The 18,753-nt window shown below is 67.7% G+C and carries 12 protein-coding genes; 10 read left to right on the plus strand and 2 right to left on the minus strand.

The features are described from left to right. Positions 1-34: 34 nt before the first annotated feature. Positions 35-577: a PadR family transcriptional regulator gene (locus tag E0E39_RS14880; RefSeq protein ID WP_130875459.1), complete on the plus strand. Its 543-nt coding sequence runs from the start codon at positions 35-37 to the stop codon at positions 575-577. A gap of 10 nt (positions 578-587) precedes the next feature. Here E0E39_RS14880 and E0E39_RS14885 read toward each other — a convergent pair whose 3' ends face one another. Continuing rightward, the gene (locus E0E39_RS14885) at positions 588-1,247 is read right to left on the minus strand and encodes a hypothetical protein (protein ID WP_130875460.1); all 660 of its coding nucleotides are present in this window, start codon (positions 1,245-1,247) and stop codon (positions 588-590) included. A 207-nt stretch (positions 1,248-1,454) separates the two neighbouring features. Between E0E39_RS14885 and E0E39_RS14890 the strand changes: the two genes are divergently transcribed. After that, positions 1,455-3,095 (plus strand): hypothetical protein, encoded by a 1,641-nt coding sequence (locus E0E39_RS14890; RefSeq protein ID WP_130875461.1) that lies wholly within the window; start codon positions 1,455-1,457, stop codon positions 3,093-3,095. Here the strand turns inward: E0E39_RS14890 and E0E39_RS14895 are convergent. After that, positions 3,070-3,567: a flavodoxin domain-containing protein gene (locus E0E39_RS14895; protein ID WP_130875462.1), complete on the minus strand. Its 498-nt coding sequence runs from the start codon at positions 3,565-3,567 to the stop codon at positions 3,070-3,072. The two genes, E0E39_RS14890 and E0E39_RS14895, sit on opposite strands and share 26 nt — an antisense overlap. Positions 3,568-3,635: 68 nt before the next feature. Between E0E39_RS14895 and E0E39_RS14900 the strand changes: the two genes are divergently transcribed. From E0E39_RS14900 to E0E39_RS15915, 8 genes are all read left to right on the plus strand, one after another. After that, on the plus strand, positions 3,636-4,763 hold the full coding sequence (locus E0E39_RS14900; protein WP_130875463.1) for a 6-phosphofructokinase: 1,128 nt from the start codon (positions 3,636-3,638) through the stop codon (positions 4,761-4,763). A 197-nt stretch (positions 4,764-4,960) separates the two neighbouring features. Next, positions 4,961-10,858, plus strand: a complete 5,898-nt coding sequence (locus tag E0E39_RS14905; RefSeq protein WP_130875464.1) for an Ig-like domain-containing protein — start codon at positions 4,961-4,963, stop codon at positions 10,856-10,858. Between the two features lie 19 nt (positions 10,859-10,877). Beyond that, positions 10,878-11,855: an AAA family ATPase gene (locus E0E39_RS14910; RefSeq protein WP_130875465.1), complete on the plus strand. Its 978-nt coding sequence runs from the start codon at positions 10,878-10,880 to the stop codon at positions 11,853-11,855. Next, on the plus strand, positions 11,852-13,057 hold the full coding sequence (locus E0E39_RS14915) for a DUF58 domain-containing protein (RefSeq protein ID WP_130875466.1): 1,206 nt from the start codon (positions 11,852-11,854) through the stop codon (positions 13,055-13,057). The genes E0E39_RS14910 and E0E39_RS14915 overlap by 4 nt, the downstream gene beginning before the upstream one ends. Then, on the plus strand, positions 13,054-15,324 hold the full coding sequence (locus E0E39_RS14920; RefSeq protein WP_130875467.1) for a transglutaminase TgpA family protein: 2,271 nt from the start codon (positions 13,054-13,056) through the stop codon (positions 15,322-15,324). Before E0E39_RS14915 ends, E0E39_RS14920 begins: the two co-directional genes overlap by 4 nt. Continuing rightward, positions 15,314-16,438, plus strand: a complete 1,125-nt coding sequence (locus tag E0E39_RS14925) for an FHA domain-containing protein (protein WP_130875468.1) — start codon at positions 15,314-15,316, stop codon at positions 16,436-16,438. The genes E0E39_RS14920 and E0E39_RS14925 overlap by 11 nt, the downstream gene beginning before the upstream one ends. Beyond that, on the plus strand, positions 16,435-17,253 hold the full coding sequence (locus E0E39_RS14930; RefSeq protein WP_130875469.1) for a PP2C family protein-serine/threonine phosphatase: 819 nt from the start codon (positions 16,435-16,437) through the stop codon (positions 17,251-17,253). Before E0E39_RS14925 ends, E0E39_RS14930 begins: the two co-directional genes overlap by 4 nt. Continuing rightward, a complete protein-coding gene (locus E0E39_RS15915; RefSeq protein ID WP_165444831.1) occupies positions 17,250-18,752 on the plus strand; it encodes an FHA domain-containing protein in 1,503 nt (500 codons plus the stop codon). Before E0E39_RS14930 ends, E0E39_RS15915 begins: the two co-directional genes overlap by 4 nt. Position 18,753 lies beyond the last annotated feature (1 nt).

Here is an 18,753-nt window from a genome sequence, read left to right on the forward strand (position 1 = left end):
TCCCGGAATCCACACCTCCGCTACCGTGACACCCGTGAGCTACGTGATCCTCGGGCTGCTGCACATCGCCCGCATGAGCCTGTACGACCTGATGAAGGCCTTCGAGGCCGGGGTGTCCCTCTTCTACGGATCCAGCGCCGGAAGCATCAAACGCTCCCTCGACAAGCTCCTGGAGGAGGGCGCGGTGGAGGTCACCCATCAGGAACCCGGGGCCCGCGGACGCCGGGAATACGGGCCCACGTCCCTGGGCAGGCAGAAATTCGCGACGTGGATGCAAGCCGAGATCCGGGGGAACTTCGACGTCACGGGGGTTGCCCGGATCTATTTCCTGGGTCTCATCCCTGCGGCCGATCGCCCACCGATCATCGCGCGACTCCGGGAACGCATCACCGCGGAACTCGAACGACTGGAATCCGTGGAACGGCAGATCTCCGAACAAGCGGTACCCGATGAGTACCGGGACGTCGGCCGTTTCAACCAGGCCGCCCTCCACTACGGACTGTCATCGACACGCCGCACCTACGACTGGCTCACCGCATTCGAGGCCGAGGTGAAAGGACGCGAGGAAGCGGAGTGAGGCGCGATTCTCAGAGCAGGCCGTCGAGGTCGTTGGACCGGAAGGTTTCAGTCAGGGTCTCGATGACGCGTTCCGCCGGCCAGGAATCCGGCACCCTGACGAGAGTGCCGTTTCCCAAGCGTTCGACGGTCAAACCCTCCGCACAGGCGCGGACACCCCCGACCCGCTCATTGATCCACACCCGGTAACCGATGGGAAGCAACCAGCCCTCAGGTTCCTGCTCCATGATGACATCAAGTTCCTGCCCCACGGCGAAGATGGGATCGAAAGCGGGAATCACTGCGCGAAGAGACGCTTCCCACAAAAAATCCGCCGACACACACGGCGGCTGATCAGGATCCGGGAATGGTAACCAGCCGAAATGCTGCGCCATCTCTTCAACAAACGCATCCATCGACTGGGAAAACCTTTGATGAAAAGAGGGGCCATAAACAGGTTCCAGAATTTTCGACTGACCCGCCGTCACGGAGAAATAGGTTTCCAGGAGATCGTTCTCGGTCTCCAGCAGGAAATGATACCCCCCTTCGGGAGCGTTCTCCCCATCACTCTTCCTCATGATTCTGTTTCCGATGAAACCGGCCAGTCCCGCCTCGGTTCCGTCCCACTCATCCTCTTCCTGTTGTGTTGGCTTCCACCGCCCGACCGAGACCCGGAAGGAGAACTCCTCCATGAAACGGGAGGCTCGCCGCGCGATCTCCTCCGGCGTCTCATTGAGACGACTCCAAGGCGCATACACGAAGATGTCCCCAAGTTCATGAGTCACGACCGCTCCAATCCGATTCATCAAAGCTGTTTCAAAGTCTAGGCGTCTCGCGTCCCGGCCAGGACACCATCCGCAAGCGGAGGGCTGCCCCCCACCCGCAGGCATCATGGTGGGATGGTGAACGACAAAGAGTGGTCCTGGTCCAGTGAGTATGGGCGCGACCAATTGTTGCGCAAGGAGCTGGAAGCCCAGGCAGAGGCCCTGGCCGCCAGCAGGAAACGCCAGCAGCGCGACGCCTCGAAACTGCGTTCCGAGCTGCGCACCATGCAGGGCTCGCTGGAGACCCGGCTCGACGCGCTCACCAACGCCTTCGTCGCCTTCGTGGAGCTCGACGGGATCCGCAAACAGCTGGCGGCCTTCCCGCAGCACACCGAGGCGCGACGCTACGCCTTCCAGGACCTCCAGGTGCTGCTGGACGGCGGCATTCCCCCACAGCGACCGGACGTCGACGGCTACTGGCTGCCCCCTGCAGTGTCCGCGCTGCGACCCGACGGTTCCGTCGACCCGGAGCAGGCCGCACTCGCCCGGCAACGCGACCCCCACACGACACAGGTCTTCCTCGCGGTCGCACGGGCCGCTCTCGGTGCGGGCGAGGACGTGGTCGCAGAGCTGCCGATGCTCCTGACCCCCGACGACCAGGGCACCTGGGCCGAGTGGCAGCTGCTGCTGTGGGGTGCCACGCTGCGCGGGGCCTTCGGTCCGGCGGCCCTGACGACGCTCACCGCAACCTTCCACCCGCTGATCACCAGCGCTGACGACTGGCTGGAGTGGGCGAGATCCCAGGCCGGCACCAACGACGCCACGGCACTGGGCTGGGTGACGTCACAGCTCGAGGAATTCACCCCACGACCCACCCCCGAGCAGAAGATCGACCGGACCGCCACCAGAACGGACCGCCCCGATTTCGTGATCCGGGATTCCGGACGCTTCCGGGACACCTCGAGCAGGCCAGAACCAGAACCGGAACCCGAGGAAACCCCCGTGGTCGTGGAGGAGGCCTCGCCTGAGGAGAATGCCTGGGAATCCACCCGGGCCATGCTCGTCCGGGCGATGCAGGCCCACATCAGCGGCGGCAGCGAGAGCGAACACGCGCTGCTGGTCCGCGCGGAACTCCTGGAGGAACAGTTCACCAACCCCCTCGGCGCCAGCAAACTCCCCGAAGAGGTGCCCGAAAAACGTCACATCGTCATCGACGCCCTGCGACAGACCGCCCTCGACGACCACGCCAGCAGGAAGGACCGCCGCAGCCTGTGGTTGCTGATCGCCGAGGCCTTCGCGCCGGCCGCGCGGGAATGGCAGACGGAACCGGAACCGCGACTCCCGGAGGAGAAGGTCTCCGGTTACGACAGCCTCACCGTCGGCCCTCAGGGCATCCACGACCAGACAGCGATGCGAACCCTGATGCGACGCTACGACTCCCAGCAGCCCACGGGCCCCCTCCTTCGTGGTAGGGAGATCATGTGGGCGGGGGCCGCCTTGACGGCTGCCTCCGTCGCGCTGCTCCTGGCGACACGCTCGAACTGGTTCCTGCTGCTCGGCCTCGCAGGAATCGTCGCGGCGATACTCGGCTACAAGACGAACGAGACCGCCATGGAACGGCTCAACGCACTGGAGGCCAGCAAGGACTCCTTGGCCAGGCGCGTCGAGGACGCCATCAAAACCACTGCCGACACATACGAGAAGGCCAAGGCCGGGCACGAGGAACGCCAGGAGGCGGCATCCCGTTTCCTCACTGCGCTTCGCTCGTCCTCGTGAAATCGAGCCCCCGGGCCCAGGCGCGGATCGTCGGCGGGTCGACGTGGTCGGCGGGTTTCTTCGCGAGGACCCGGAACAGCAGCTTCTTGAGGAAACCGACCCTCTCGGGTGCGTAGCGACCCGCGAAGGCCGCCTGTGAGATCGCCTCGACCAGCTCCGCGGCGGCCTTGTTGTGGCCGAGCGCGACGTCCTGCTTGGCGGGATCGACGGCGGTGATGGAGAGGTTGAACAGCGCGACCCGCCCGATCCGCTCCCCGTGGTTGCGCAGCCACGTCAGCGACTCCGGCAGCCACGTCAGCGCCTGGGTGGCGCTGCCCAGCACGAACCCGTCGAAACCGGCCGGGTCGGGGTCGTCGCGCAGATCCGCCACCACGACGTCGAAACCCCGGGCACGCAGTTCGTCGGCGATGATCCCGGCCGCATCGGCCGTGGAACCCGCGCGGGTCGCATATCCCACCAGTACTCGCTGCATGGATCAAAGCTAGTACCCAGCGCCGCATCCCGCTTCGAGGTAGGCTCGACGTGGACGAGGAGGTTCTCATGGGCAATGCGAAACGCATCGGTGTTCTGACGGCGGGCGGCGACTCCCCCGGCCTGAACGCGGCCATCCGCGGGCTGGGCAAGGCGGCCATCGGCAGACACGGAATGGAGTTGATCGGTTTCCGCGACGGGGTGCGCGGCCTGGCCGAGAACCGGTGCTTCCAGCTCGGCCCGGAGGCGCTGTCAGGGATCCTCACCATCGGCGGCACCATCCTCGGGACCAGCCGCGACAAGGTGCACCGCATGCGCCTGGGCGGTGAGACCGTCGACGCCATCCCCACCATCAAGGACGTCGTGGAACAGGCCGACCTGGACTGCCTGGTGATGCTCGGCGGCGGCGGCACCGCGAAGAACGCGCTGCGCCTGGCGGAGGCCGGCATCCCGGTGATGCACCTGCCCAAGACCATCGACCGCGACGTCGCCCACACCGACAACACCTTCGGTTTCTCCACGGCCCTGGAGATCGCCACCGACGCCATCGATCGGCTCCACTCCACCGCCCACAGCCACCACCGGGTGCTGCTGGCGGAGATCATGGGCCACAGGGCGGGTTGGCTGGCCCTGGGGGCGGGCATCGCGGGCGGCGCCGACGTCATCCTGATCCCCGAGATCCCGTACTCCGTCGACGCCGTCGCCGAGACCATCCGGGCCCGGCAGGCCCGCGGCACCAACTTCAGCGTGATCGCGGTGGCCGAGGGGGCCAACGACGTCGCGGCCGCGCAGGCCATCGCCGCCGCCGAGTCGCTGCGCAGGGCCGCCGGGACCCCGCAGGAGAAGGCAGCCGCGAAATCGCACCTGGCGCGGGTCCTCGACGAACACCGCGAGCACACCTTCCGACTGGCCCGCTCCCTGGAGGAAGCGACGGGCCTGGAGACCCGCGTCACCATCCTCGGCTACGTGCAGCGCGGCGGGACGCCGTGCGCGGAGGACCGGCTGCTGGGGTCGCGGATCGGCACCGCCGCCGCCGAGCTGATCGCCGACGGGGTCAGCGGCGTGATGGTCGCCAGCAGGGGTGACGGCACCGAACCCGTCGACCTGAAGAAGGTCGCGGGCAATCTGGCGCAGGTCCCACCGGACCACCCGTGGATCCGGACCGCCCGCGACGTGGGGACGGGTCTCGGGGACTGAGCACAACATTGACCCACCGTGACTATGGAGCCTGAACTCCTCTCCCGGCTATGCTGAAAGGGTTCGTCTGAATTTGTCTCAGGGGGGTAGTTGTGCAACCAACTATTCGCCGCAAGGTGGAAAGTGGAGTCACTGCACTACTCATCCTCACCTTGGGTGGGTTTGCATTCGCACACCGAGGCGTACCGGCCGAGGAAGTGGATCTCAATGACGGCGGCGTGTGGGTGACCAACACCACCCAGGGAATGACCGGTCACCTCAATTACCAGTCGCGCATCATCGACGGCGGACTGAACGCGCCGACGCGTGATTTCGACATCTCCCAGGAGGGCAACCGGGTCCTGCTGCAGGACAAGGCGGACAAGGCCGCCAGGCCCATCGACACCGCGACCCTGACGATGGGGACCCGGGTCACCACCGGGAACCTGGAGTACAGCCACGGCGCGAACACCGTGCTGATCGCGGACGCGGGCGAGAACAAGGTCTGGGCCACCAGCCTGGAGCGGTTCGCCGACTTCTCCTCCAGCGCCGTCCCGCTGCTGGAGGACGTCGACTCCCCCCACGTGGTGGTGGGACGTGACGGCACCGGTTTCGTGGTCGACGCGTCCGGGGCCATCACGAGGGTCACCGGCTCCGACGACCACTTCCGGACCGAATCCGCCGGCACGCTGCCCGACGGCATCACGAGCAGCACCCAGCTGACGATCGCCGGGGACCAGCTCGTGGCCGTCGACGAGGGGCGGGTCCGGACGGCCGGTTCCAGCACTGAGGTTCCCGGTATCACCGCGACGGCCCTGGCCCAGCAGCCGAGCCTGGAACGCGGTCACGTCAGCGTCGCCGCCGCCGACTCCCTGCTCACCATCCCGCTGGGCGGCGGCGATCCGCAGCGCACCGAGGTGCCATCCGGGCAACCGGCGGCTCCGGTCGACGTGGCGGGATGCGTCTACGGTGCCTGGTCGGGTTCCGGCGCCCACGTGCGCGACTGCCCCGGCGAGTCCGACGACGTCAACAGCACCAACGACACCCTCGCCACCAGCAGCGCCCCGATGTTCCGGGTCAGCCGCGACATCGTCGTCATCAACGACGCGGCCGGCAACATCTACCTGCCGAACGAGAACATGGCCATCGTCAACGACTGGGACAACGTGAAGTCCCAGATCGAGGACCAGAACCAGACCGACGAGCAGCAGACCGACGAGAACCAGCGCGAACGAACCAACGACAACAACGCCGAGCAGGAACCGCCCGTCGCGACCGACGACACCTTCGGGGCCCGGCCGGGAATCACCACCACGCTGCCGGTCCTGCTCAACGACATCGACCCCGACGGCGACGTGATGACGGTCAAGCTCGGCGACGTCCCCGCCAACGTGCAGGTCTCGCTCGGCCAGAACGGTCGCGTGGCCCAGATCCTCCTTCCCCCCGAGACCACCGACCCCGTAACGTTCACCTATCAGGCCTTCGACGGTGAGGAGCTGTCCAACACCGCCACCGTGACGGTGACCCCCGCATCGGAGAACAAGGCACCCCAGCTGGCACGCAAGAACACCGTCGCCATGACCGAGCAGGCGACGGTGGAGTACTCGGCCCTACCCGACTGGACCGACCCCGACGGCGACCCGCTCTACCTGGTCAACGCCACGGGCGACGAGGGCATGACCGTGACCTTCCGTCAGGACGGGTTCATCTCGGTGCACGATCTGGGCACCGTCGGGCCCGGCGCCCGGGAGCTGAGCCTCACCGTCTCCGACGGCACCGACGAGACCACCGAGACGATCCCCGTCCAGGTCTCCTCCGGATCCACGAACCTGCCACCGGTGGCCAACGCCGACCACTACGTGGTCAACGTGGGGGAACGGGTGCTGCTGCGTCCCCTCAGCAACGACTCCGACCCCAACGGCGAGACCCTCGCTCTCTCGGAGATGAGCGAACCCGCCGAGGATGAAACCCTCGAGACGGACTACGAGAAGGCCAACGCGCTGTTCTCCTCTACCCGGGTCGGTTCCCACGAACTCACCTACGTCGTCTCCGACGGCCCGAACGCGTCCGGGGGCAAGATCCGCGTCGACGTGCAGGACCCGGCGACCACCAACCCGAAGCCCAGCGCCCAGGACGACCTCGCCCTGCTGCCCTCCGACGCACCGGTGCTGGTCAACGTCCTGGACAACGACACCGATCCCCTCGGTGGGGTGCTGGCGGTCCAGTCGATCTCCGTCGACGCCGGACTCGGCATCACCGTCGAGGTGAAGGACCACTCGACGCTGCGCATCTCGGCACCCAACGAGCTGAGCGGCCCCCGCACCTTCTCCTACACCGTCTCCAACGGCCGCGAGTCGGCGACCGCCCGGGTGGTGGTGCTGCCGCAACAGCCCCTCCTGAACAACCAACCCCCCGTGGTCCTCGACGACACCGCCGTGGTGCGCACCGGCGACATCGTGGCGGTTCCCGTGCTGTCGAACGACTACTCGCCCACCGGCCTGGAACTGGGGGTCGCCTCCGACGTGGAGGTGCGCGGCGACCCGGCCCTGGGAGACGCCTTCGTCTCCGGCGACCTGGTGCGTTTCCGCGCCGGGAGCAAACCGGGCAACACCACGCTGGTCTACACCGCGCGCGATTCCGCGGGCAACCGGGCCAGCGCCAAGATCGACATCGCCGTGCGCGGACAGGACAGCGCGAACCAGAAACCCACCCCTCACCCGGTGACGGGACGTGTCTTCGCCGGCGCGAAGACGACGGTGGCGGTGTTCATGAGCGGGGTGGATCCCGACGGTGACTCCGTGGAACTCATGGAGGGGTCCTCGCAGGGACCCAGACTGGGCAGCGTCAAGGTCGAGGGCGGCTACCTGACCTACAGCGCCGCGCACGGCTCCAGCGGCACGGATTCGTTCACCTACCAGGTACGGGACCGGTTCGGCGCCGTCGGCGAGGCGAGCATCCAGATAGGTGTCGTGCCGCCGCCGGCCACCAACCAGCTGCCCATCGCGGTACCCGACCAGGTGACGGTGCGTCCCGGACGAACCGTGCAGATCCCCGTCACGCAGAACGACGTGGATCCCGACGGCGACGAGATCAGCATCGTCGCGAACAGCGCAAAGGCCCAGGCCCCCTGGCAGACCGACCTCGAGATCGTCGGGCAGGACGTCAAGGTGGTGGCCCCCGACGAACCGGGCAGCTACAAGTTCAGCTACGACATCACCGACCGCGGCGGGGCTTCCGTGACCGGCTACGGCACCCTCATCGTCGACGAGAAGGCCCAGCTCATGCCGCCGGTGGCGGTGGACGACAGGCTCCCGGTCTCCTCGGTCCTGGGCAGGACCGAGGTCGATGTTCCGGTGCTCAAGAACGACAGCGACCCCGACGGCAGCCAGGATGATCTGCGGATCGAGGTCGAATCCCCGGGTCGCGTCGAGTCGGGACAGGTCAGGGTGCCGGTGAGCGACGACCCCCAGGTGCTGCTCTACACCATCACCGACAAGGACGGCGGCACCGCCCGGGCCGCCATCTTCGTGCCGGGGGTCGCGAACGTTCCCCCCACCCTCAACCCCGAGGCGATCCCCGCCAGGGTGAAGGCCGGCCAGACCCTGCGTGTCGAGCTGTCCGACTACGTGCTGACCCGCCGCGGCCACTCGCCGAAGCTCACATCGGAGGAATCGGTGGTGGTCGGTACGGGGGCATCGGCAGACCAGGGCTTCAAGATGGTCAGCGACACGGCGATCGAGTTCACCCCCGACTCCTCCTTCTACGGTCCGACGACCCTCAGATTCGGGGTGCACGACGGCGAGAACCTCGACGACCCGAACGGTCTGCAATCCACTCTCTCCCTGCCCATCGAGGTGGAGGCCTCCGGCATGGTTCCCCCGGAACTGCGTCCCTCACCCGTTACGGTGGCCAAGGGGGAGCAGGCCGCCACCGTCCGGCTGAGCGACATGGTCAAGGACCCCGACCCCGGTGACGACGAGGCGATGACCTATTCGCGGGTCTCAGCCCCGGAAACGCTGAACGTGGAGGTCTCCGGGCAGGAGATGCGGATCTCCGCCACCGCCGATGCCCCGCTCGGCGATGCGGGAACGGTCGTGATCCGGGTGCACGACGGGAAGACCGACCCCCTCGACATGAAGGTTCCCGTCACCGTGGTGGAAACCACGCGCCCCCTCATGACCACGACGGAACTCACCGATTCCGACGGTCGCGTCGGCCAGGCGAAGGTCTTCGACCTCACCACCGCCATCACGAACCCGTTCGCCGACCAGGGCGGGGCCATCACGATCAGCGGCGCCACCGCGCGGCAGGGAAAGGCCGAGGTCTCGGTCAGCGGCACCGACCTGTCCGTGACACCCAGCGAGGTCGGCACCGTCGTGGTCAACTACACCGCGACCGACGCCACGGGGGACGCCTCCCGGCAGGTCACGGGCCAGGTCATGTTGATGGTCAAGGGCACCCCGCAGGCCCCCACGGGCCTGACCGCCCGGTCGGACGTCTCCCGCACCGTGGAACTGGCCTGGACCCAGGGTGACCTGCAGGGCGGCACCCTGGACCACTTCCAGGTCTCGTGGAACGGCGGAAGCCAGAACTGCGGCACCGTCACCAACTGCCGCATCACCGGGCTCAACAACAACACCGACTACACCTTCACGGTCGCCCAGGTCACCGAGGTCGGAACCTCCGAACCGTCGAACCCCGCCCAGGCGCATCCCGACGTGCGCCCGAACCAGCCCGCCGTTCCCACCGCCGTCGCCGGCGACCGGGAGATCGCGGTCAGCTGGCCCGCCACCCAGGTGCCCGACGGGGGATCACCGGTGGAGAAGTACAACATCCAGGTCTCCCCCGGGATCGGTGGACAGACGACGTTCTCCACCAGCGACACCTCCTACACCTTCACGGGGCTGACCAACGGCACCGCCTACCGGTTCCGCGTCCAGGCCGTCAACCGCTACGCGGACAACAACGTGGCCCGCGAGGCCGATTACCTGTGGAGCGACTGGTCCACCGCCGAAATTCCCGCCGGTGCGCCGTCGGGGCAGGGTGCGCCGACGGTGAGCATGAGCAGGGCGGCCGCCGGGGTGACGCCGCGGGCGTCGCTGTCCTGGGGCAAACCCGCCAACATCAACGGCGACGACAACCTCACCTACGAGGTCACCGAGAACAGCTCGGGTCAGGTCGTCTACACGGGGCAGAACACCCAGACCACGGTCAGCATGAACACCGACTCCTCCGACAGGACCTTCACCGTACGTTCCACCAACAAGTCCAAGAAGTGGAGCGATCCGTCCCCGGCCTCGAACGCGGTGCGGTTCTACCAGCCACCCTCCGCCCCCACCGGTTTCTCACTGAAACCCACCGGGGTGCCCAACCAGGTGACCTTCTCCTTCAACGCCAGCTCCGGGAACGGGGTCAGGGCCGACGAGATCAGCTACCGCTGGAACGCCAACGGCGCGAGCGGCACCGTCTCCAACGGCCAGACGGTCACCAACGGGGCCTTCACCAACGGCCGCGACATCCAGGTCACCCTCACCCCGGTGGCCAACGTCAAGGGGGAAACCACCGAGGGAGAATCTGCGGCGGCCTCCGTGAACGCCTACGGTCCGCCGTCGGTTCCCAGCATCTCCGCATCCGGCGGGTACCGGTCGGTGAGCTACAGCTGGAACGCCGACGTCAACAGCGGGGGTCGCAGCTCCACGGTCACCATCGACAACCAGCAGGTCGCCGCCAGCGGCAGCGCCACCCGCGACGGCCTGGGTTTCAAGGACTACTGGTGCGCGAAGATCACCGTCACGAACTCGGAGGGCCAGCAGGCCAGCAACGAGGCGTGCGGCACCACCTGGGCACCCCCCGAGGCCAACGACCGCAGGGGAGCGGAGGCCACCGGGTGCCCCGCCGGCTGGGGCAGCTGCCACGTCTACGAGGTCCAACTCCAGCGTTGGAAGCCCAACAGCACGGTGCACTGCAACGTGCCCAGCACCACGGGTGAGGACGGCAACATTGACATCCAGGTGGATGCCAACGGCTCCTGGGGCTGGGCCCAGTACAAGAACACCTGGCGGATCGGCCAGCAGGAAATCGTCGGTAACGTCACCGAGTACTGCACACAACAGTGAGCGGCGAGAAGGAGCAGTCATGACAGTAACCCCCGAGCACGCCGCCTGGTTCGCGGACACCTTCGCCAAACTCACCGACAACGTGGGGCAGGCGCTGCTGGGCAAGGCATCCGTGATCAGGCTGGCCCTGACCTGCTTGCTGGCCGAGGGGCACCTCCTGCTGGAGGACTCCCCCGGGACGGGCAAGACCGCCCTCGCGCGCGCCATCGCCGCCACTGTCCAGGGCAGCCACAACCGCATCCAGTTCACCCCCGACCTGCTGCCCTCCGACATCACCGGCGTCACCATGTACGACCAGTCGACGCGTCAGTGGGAGTTCCACAAGGGACCCGTCTTCGCCAGCATCGTCCTGGCCGACGAGATCAACCGCGCCTCACCGAAAACCCAGTCCGCGCTGCTCGAGGTGATGGAGGAGGCCATGGTCACCGTCGACGGGGTACGTCACCCTGCCGGTCGTCCCTTCATGGTGATCGCCACCCAGAACCCCATCGAACAGGCCGGCACCTACAAACTGCCGGAGGCCCAGCTGGACCGTTTCCTGATGAAGACCAGCGTCGGCTACCCCGACCGTGCCGCCGCGTCGCAGATCCTGCTGGGCGCGTCCCAGCCGGACCGGTCGAAGTCATTGACGGCGGTGATCTCCCAGCAGGCCGTCAGCGAGATGAGCGACCTGGTCAAGGAGAACTACATCGACCCCACCATCGTCGACTACGTCCAGGACCTGGCCGAGGCCACCCGTCAGGACAAGGACACCGCGATCGGCGTGTCCACCCGGGGCGCGATCGCCATGGTGCGTGCCGTCCGCGTCTGGGCGGCGGCCCACGGCCGCAATTTCGTCATGCCCGACGACGTGAAGGATCTCGCCGCCCCGGTGTGGACGCACCGGATCATCATGGCACCCACCGCCGAGTTCGCCGGTTCCACCGCATCCCGGGTGATCGCCCGGGTGCTGAACTCCGTGGCCGCCCCCGCGAACCGGGCACAGAGCGGATCGTGAGATTCCTCGAGGCGTTGGGCGAGCAGGTCCTGACGCTGCGGCAGCGTGTCCGCGGCATCGGGTTCGTCGCCATGGTCACGCCACTGGGCTGGGCGACGCTGGTCATCGGCGGGGTTTCCGCGATCATCGGGTGGTCGCACGGCTGGTTGGAGTTCCGCGGGCTCGCTTTCCTGGCGCTGGTGCTGTTCGTCGTCGCGGTGCTGCTGACGCTGCGCCGCCCCTCCCACGACGTGCTGCTGGAGCTGCACCAGCCGCGGGTCCCCGCCGGGGACCCCGGCCTGGGCCGGGTGCTGCTGCGCGGACGTCCCGGCGGCACGCCCGCCGCCACCATCGAACTACCGGTGGGCAGGGCGGTGGCGCGATTCCGGGTGGCGTCGTTGGGTGAGAACGACGAACACGAGGAGCTGTTCAGCATCCCGACCCGACGCCGGGGCGTCATCCCCGTCGGCCCGGTACGTGCGGTGCAGGCCGATCCGGTGGGTCTGATCCGCCGCACGAAGGTGTTCAGCGACCCGATGGAACTGTTCGTCCATCCCCGGATGGTGCCGCTGGAACTGGCGGCCGTCGGTTTTCTCAAGGATGTGGAGGGCATCACGACCGCGAACCTGTCAAGCTCCGATGTCAGCTTCCACGCCCTGCGCGACTACGTCCCCGGCGACGACCGGAGGGCCGTGCACTGGCGCACCACGGCCCGCACGGGACGTCTCATGGTGCGTCAGTTCGAGGAGACGATGCGCGCCCATCTCCTGCTGATGCTGTCCACCCTGCGCAGCGATTACGCGAGCGAGGACGACTTCGAGACCGCGGTCAGCGTGACCGCGTCACTGGCCGTCGCGGCGTTGCGGGAGGAACGACAGGTCAGCCTGTACACCTTCGAGGGGCCGGTGGCCTTCCCGAACGCGATGGGTGCGCTCGACGAACTGTGCCGGGTGACGCAGATCGACAAGGGTCCCGACCTCAGCCAGGTGGCGCTCCGGGCGGGACACGACACCCCGGGGGCGTCGGTGGCGGCTTTCGTCACCGGTGGCACCGACCCCGCGCAGCTGCGTGCCGCACAGCTGGTGCTGCCACCCCAGGTCATGACGTTCGCGCTGCGCGTCAGCTCGGACCTGGAGATGGCACGCCGGCAGCTCGGTGACCTGACGGTTCTGGACCTGCCGCTGCTCGACCAGCTGCCCCTGGTGATGCGAGGCCTGTCGTGAAGGGCTCCGGACTGCGGTGCGCCGGCGTCTGGCTGCTGCTGATCCCGTCGGTGGTGGCGCTCCAACCGGCTTTCGGAGGCTGGCCCGGTTTCCTGCCCGGAATGGCCGGGATCACCCTCGGTGTGCTGGTCGGCCTCCTGGCAGCCCGGTTCAGGCTGTCGCTGCTGTTGACCGTCCTGGCGACGCTGGTCACCTATCTGTTGTTCGGCGGCGCGTTCGCCCTGCCACGCACCACCATCGCCGGGTTCGTCCCGACCCTGGAGACCGTTCGTCGTCTGGTGCTGCTCAGCGTCCAGAGCTGGCGTGACCTGTTGACGGTGGCCACCCCGGCCGACGACTTCACCGGCCCCGCCGTGGTGCCGTGGCTGCTGGGGCTGCTGGGAGGTGTGGTCGCCGCGACGCTGGCGGCCCGCACCCGCGCCGTGTTCTGGCCGCTGCTGCCATCCCTGGTGCTGTTGATCGTGAGCATTGCCATGGGGGTGCGCACCGCACCGACCGCGACGTGGCTCGGGGCCGCTCTCGGCGCGGGCATGCTGGTGTGGGTGTGGGTTCATCAGACGATGACCCAGCGCGCCGACAACGCCGACATCCTGGTGAACAACCAGGCCGAGTCGTCCCAGACCCTCCGGCGGGCGGTGGCGGCGGCGGCACTGCTCGGGGTCGGGGTCTCGGCGACGGTCATGGCCACGGGAATCACCGGGGGCAACGCTCACCGCGATGTGCTGCGCGACCACATCGCTCCCCCGTTGAACCTGCGCAACTATCCCTCTCCCCTGATGAGCTACCGCCGCTACGAGGTGGAGCAGAAGGACACGACCCTGTTCACGGTCACCGGCATGCCCGCTGGGAGCCGGTTGCGGCTGGCGGTCATGGACACCTACGACGGCAACGTGTTCAACGTGTCCCAGGACGCCAACCACTACCTGCGCACGGGTCGCAGCATCACCCAGGACATCGAGGCCAACACGACCCTGCAGGTCTCGGTCGGCGAGTACAACGGGATCTGGGTGCCGCTGGCCGGCTCACCGCGCTGGCTGGAGTTCTCCGGGAATCGGGCCGATCTGATGGCCGACGGCACCTACTTCAACCAGAGCGCGCAGCAGGTTCTCGCGACGGCCGGAACGGAATCGGGGGACACCTACCGGTTGGAGTCCTCCACGACCACGGAACCCACCGAGGAGCAACGGGCGGAGCTGGGCGCCACCGTCCCGGGGAATGCCCCACTGGCGAAACTGGAACGGGTCCCCGAGATCATGTCGTCGCTGGCGGTCGACTACGCCGCCGGCAAATCCACCGCCTTCGAACAGATGGTGGCCATCGAGACCAGGCTCAGGACCGACGGCTACTACTCGGACGGCTCCAAGGACAGCAACCGCTCCCGTCCCGGACACACGACGGAACGCCTGTCCACGATGTTCCAGAGCCCGATCCTGGTGGGTGATGACGAGCAGTACGCCACCGCGATGGCCATCATGGCGAATCAGCTGGGAATTCCCACGCGGGTGGTGCTCGGTTTCTACCCCGAGGAGAACCCGGGAGACGTGTGGGAGGTCAAGGGCACCCAGGCGCACGTCTGGGTGGAGGCCAACTTCGCCGATGTCGGGTGGGTGAGTTTCAACCCCACCCCCGACCGGGACAAGCAACCCAACACCGAGGTTCCCAGACCCAAGCCCAAACCCAAACCGCAGATCGATCCGCCACCGAACCCGCCGGAGAAGGTCCCGGAGGAACCGGTGATCCCGGACCGGGAGGCCGACGACCGGGATGGCGACGACAACTGGAACATCGACTGGGGGCTGGTTTTCGCGGCACTCGGTGTGGTGGGGGGAGTCGGGGTGATTTCGTCCCCGTTCCTGGTGGTGCTGGGGTTGAAGATCCGCAGGACCGGGCGTCGTCGCAACGCCGCCGCGGCCCAGGATCGCCTGGTGGGGGCCTGGGACGAGATCGTGGACCGGGCGCGGGATCTCGGATTCCAGCCCGCGCAGAGCAGGACCCGTCGCGAGACTGCCGCCGAGTTGCAGCGCCTCCATCCCACGATCGCCCTCGCCGAGACGGCGGAGCGGATCAGCACGGCCGTGTACGGACCCGTCCCGCCCGAGGCCCCGGTGGCCGAGGCGGCCTGGCGGGTGGCCGACGGCATCACGCACCAGCTGGTCAAGGACCTTCCGTGGTATCGCCGGGTGCTGGTGGCGCTGTCGCTGCGTTCGCTGCGCCGGACGAAGGTGGAGTCCAGCATCACACCCGAGGAGAAACCTGATGGCCAGTAAGCAGCAGATCCCCGAGAAATTCACGGGGGCCACGGTGACCACCATCCGACGCGCTTCGGCTCGTTTGCTCCTGGCCCTGCCGGAAGTCCTCCTGGCGGGGGGCGCGATCGGACTCCAGCTGTGGGCCAGCAGGTTCCACGTGAAGATCGACGCCGTGTGGGTGGTGCTCTGCTCCGTTGCCTTCGGCGTGTGGCTGCTGGTCAACGGGGTGGTCCTGCTGTTCCAGTCGCGCACCATTCCCGCGCTGATGCTGGGATTCGAGTACCGATCGGTGGCAACCGGTCAGCGTGCCGGCGGCAAGGCCTTCCTGGGGCGGCTGCTCACGGCCCTGCTGTTCTACGTGACCCTCGGGGTCATGGGGATCCTGTTGGCGGCCACCTATCGGAACGGGCAGTCGCTGGTGGATCGCTGGCTCGGGCTGGTGGCGATACATCCGAAACGAATCCGCGACGTCTTCGACCCGGCTGCGCTGGTCCCCCCGGCTCCTCCGGCACGTGTTCAGCAGGTGACCATGCCCGGGATGACCTCCACCCCGCTGTACTCCCCGCCCGCTGCCCCGCCGGGCCCTCAGCAACCCGGTCCGCCCCGCGGCGTTCGCCGCTGCGCCCTTCGCCCCACCCCAGGCGGCCCTGCCGGGCAGCCCGGCGTCCTCAGGAGCCTGCCGGATTTCCCCACCCCCCAGGCGGCCCCTGCGACACCGTCGCCCATCCCTTCCCCACAGGCGCCAAACACGGCGCCACCGGTTCCACCCGTGGATGAGACCGAACTGGATGCGAACCTCGCCGCCCCGACCGGAACCACGATCCGTCTCGACGACGGAACACCCCTGCTGCTGGAGACCGCCGTGGTTCTCGGACGCAACCCCATCACACCCGACGGTTTCCCGACCGCCCGGTTGGTCGACCTACCGGATCCGTCGATGCAGATGTCGAAGACGCACGTCGTGGTCATTCCCGAGGAGGGAAGGGTGAAGGTCATGGACGTCGGCGCCCGCAACGGGATCGTCCTTGAACTGAACGGGACGAAAGTGCGGATCCCCCCGCAGCAGGTGATCGATATTCCCGACCAGGCGACGGTGCATTTCGGCGGTCGATCCTTCCAGGTGGTGTCATGATGACCGACAAAGCGAGAACCGGCATGGATCAGCCGAGGTTCACGGTACGTCACGGGGGCTGCTCCGACCGGGGGCAGGTGCGAGCGCGCAACGAGGATTCGTTCCTGGCGGCCGCCCCATATTTCATCGTCGCGGACGGCATGGGTGGACATTCCAACGGTCAGGACGCTTCCCAAACGGCCGTGGAGACGTTCCGGCCCCGGAATGACCTGATGTGGGCCACCTCCGAGGGGGTCATCGGCAGAATCAGCAGGGCGGCTGCGGCGATCCGGAGGCTCCCCGGCAAAGGGCGCCCCCCGGGCAGCACCATCGCGGGGGTCGGGCTCAGTATCCAGTCCGGTCATCCCTGCTGGCTGGTGTTCAACATCGGTGATTCCCGGGTGTATCTGCTGCGCCGCGGGCTGCTGAGCCAGATCACCGCCGACCATTCCGTGCGTCACGAAGGACCCGGTAACATCAGCCGCAACGTCATCACCCGCGCGTTGGGGGGCGGATTGACGCAGCCGCTGCAACCCGACCAGTGGCTGATTCCCGCCCTGCCGCAGGACCAGCTGCTGATCTGTTCCGACGGGCTCTACATCGGCCTGACACAGCAGTTGATGACGGCGATCCTGCTGGGGGAGGGCAACCCCCAGAGAAAGGCCGAGGCCCTGGTCGATGCCGCCAACGCAGCCGGGGGACAGGACAATGCAACAGCGGTGGTCGTGGTCGCCGACGACGTCGCCCCGGTGTCCGGGGCGGCCATGAGAATCAACGAGGCCACGGTGCGCGATGACGAGACCGAGACCGCTCAGGAGGAGGAACTGGTCCCATGACCAAACGATGGGCCCCCGGAGCCTGCAAACTGCTGGCCTGGGAACAGGGCGTGGCGCTGTTGGACAGCGGGATCAGTGACGAACAGGCCGAGAAACTCTGGACGACCGTGCGGCACGAGGCGAGGCTCGCAACCTTCCTGCAGGCCCTGATGGAGGCCACGGGCGCGGGATTGTTGAACATTCCACCCTTCGCCGTGGCAATCCTGGCCGAACACGGAATTCACGTGGCCGTTCGTGGGGCATGGTTCGTTTCGGTGCGTACCGGCGATCAGGATGTCAGGCTCAACGGCGAGAACATCACCACGTGGGAGGAGAAACTGGTGGCGGGAGCCGTCGCGGTGGAACTCCAGGCATCCGGCAGCCACGACAGGAACCTGCCGCTCACGGGTGGAATCGTCGACGCCGGCCGCGTGCTGTGGTCCTGGGGGGACGACTCACCGTTCCCGCCGACACTGACGGCCCCGGTGGAGGTGGCGGCCGAGGTGAGGTCCCCGGATGAGCAGAAAGATGAGCAGAAAGCAGAGACCCTGGTCGATCACGTCCCGGCCACGATCCCGAAGGACGACCAGGGCCACCAGGATGACCGACCCAAGGAGCCCGAGCCCGAGCCCGCGCAGGAACCCGAACCCGTGCAGGAACCCGAGCCCGAACCCGTACAGGAACCCGAACCCGAGCCCGCGCAGGAACCCGAGCCCGAGCCCGCGCAGGAACCCGAGCCCCACCAGGACGCCGGGGATGCGGGCGTAATGATCACGGTTCCGAAGAGGAAGCTGTCCGATCCGGGAAACCCTCGGGATTCCAGGGGACAGACCACCCTGGTTGTGTCCGTCGATCCGGAGTCGATCGTCCCCGACGGTCCCTATGCCCACCTGTGGGACGACTCGGCGGAGGTGTCGGATCCCGGAACGAGCGGCGGGGAGAACATCGCGGCGAAACCGGACGAGCCGGATGCGCGGCCCGGCAACAGCACCACGGCCGGCGAGTTGCGCGACGGATTGACCGTTGCCGCAAACGACGAGATCCCGATCGCCTCGTTTCCTGAGACCCGCGGCCCGCAGGTACTGGCCTCCTTCTGCGCCGCCGGACACCCCAATCCCCCGCAGCGGGTCCAGTGCTACGAGTGCGGGGCTCCCGTCAGCGGCCAACCCCAGTTGGTGGAACGACCGCAATTGGGGTGGCTTCGCATCACCGGGGGCGAGACGGTGCCGCTGCGCGGCCCCGTGGTTGCGGGACGCAACCCCAGGAGCACGGCTTTCTCGTCGCCGGAGCCACCACGTTTGATAGCCCTACCCCACCGGCACATCTCCAGCAACCACATCGCCTTCATCCTGGAGGGCTGGTCGGTGCTGGTTCGTGACCTGGGGTCCAGCAACGGCTCCTATCTGCGACGCCACGGCAACCCGCCCGTCCGCCTACCGGAGAACGACACCCTCCTGGTCCCCGGAGACGTAATAGACCTGGGACACGGGGTGTTCATCAACCTGGATCGGATTCCCTGAC

It is taken from the genome of [Pseudopropionibacterium] massiliense (assembly GCF_900607225.1).
GTDB classification, from domain to species: Bacteria; Actinomycetota; Actinomycetes; order Propionibacteriales; family Propionibacteriaceae; genus Arachnia; species Arachnia massiliensis.

Coding starts and splice junctions, on each gene's coding strand:
- E0E39_RS14885 (WP_130875460.1), bottom strand. CDS start 1,247: ATGGAGGAGTTCTCCTTCCGGGTCTCGGTCGGGCGGTGGAAGCCAACA.
- E0E39_RS14890 (WP_130875461.1), top strand. CDS start 1,455: ATGGTGAACGACAAAGAGTGGTCCTGGTCCAGTGAGTATGGGCGCGAC.
- E0E39_RS14895 (WP_130875462.1), bottom strand. CDS start 3,567: ATGCAGCGAGTACTGGTGGGATATGCGACCCGCGCGGGTTCCACGGCC.
- E0E39_RS14900 (WP_130875463.1), top strand. CDS start 3,636: ATGGGCAATGCGAAACGCATCGGTGTTCTGACGGCGGGCGGCGACTCC.
- E0E39_RS14910 (WP_130875465.1), top strand. CDS start 10,878: ATGACAGTAACCCCCGAGCACGCCGCCTGGTTCGCGGACACCTTCGCC.
- E0E39_RS14925 (WP_130875468.1), top strand. CDS start 15,314: ATGGCCAGTAAGCAGCAGATCCCCGAGAAATTCACGGGGGCCACGGTG.
- E0E39_RS14930 (WP_130875469.1), top strand. CDS start 16,435: ATGATGACCGACAAAGCGAGAACCGGCATGGATCAGCCGAGGTTCACG.
- E0E39_RS15915 (WP_165444831.1), top strand. CDS start 17,250: ATGACCAAACGATGGGCCCCCGGAGCCTGCAAACTGCTGGCCTGGGAA.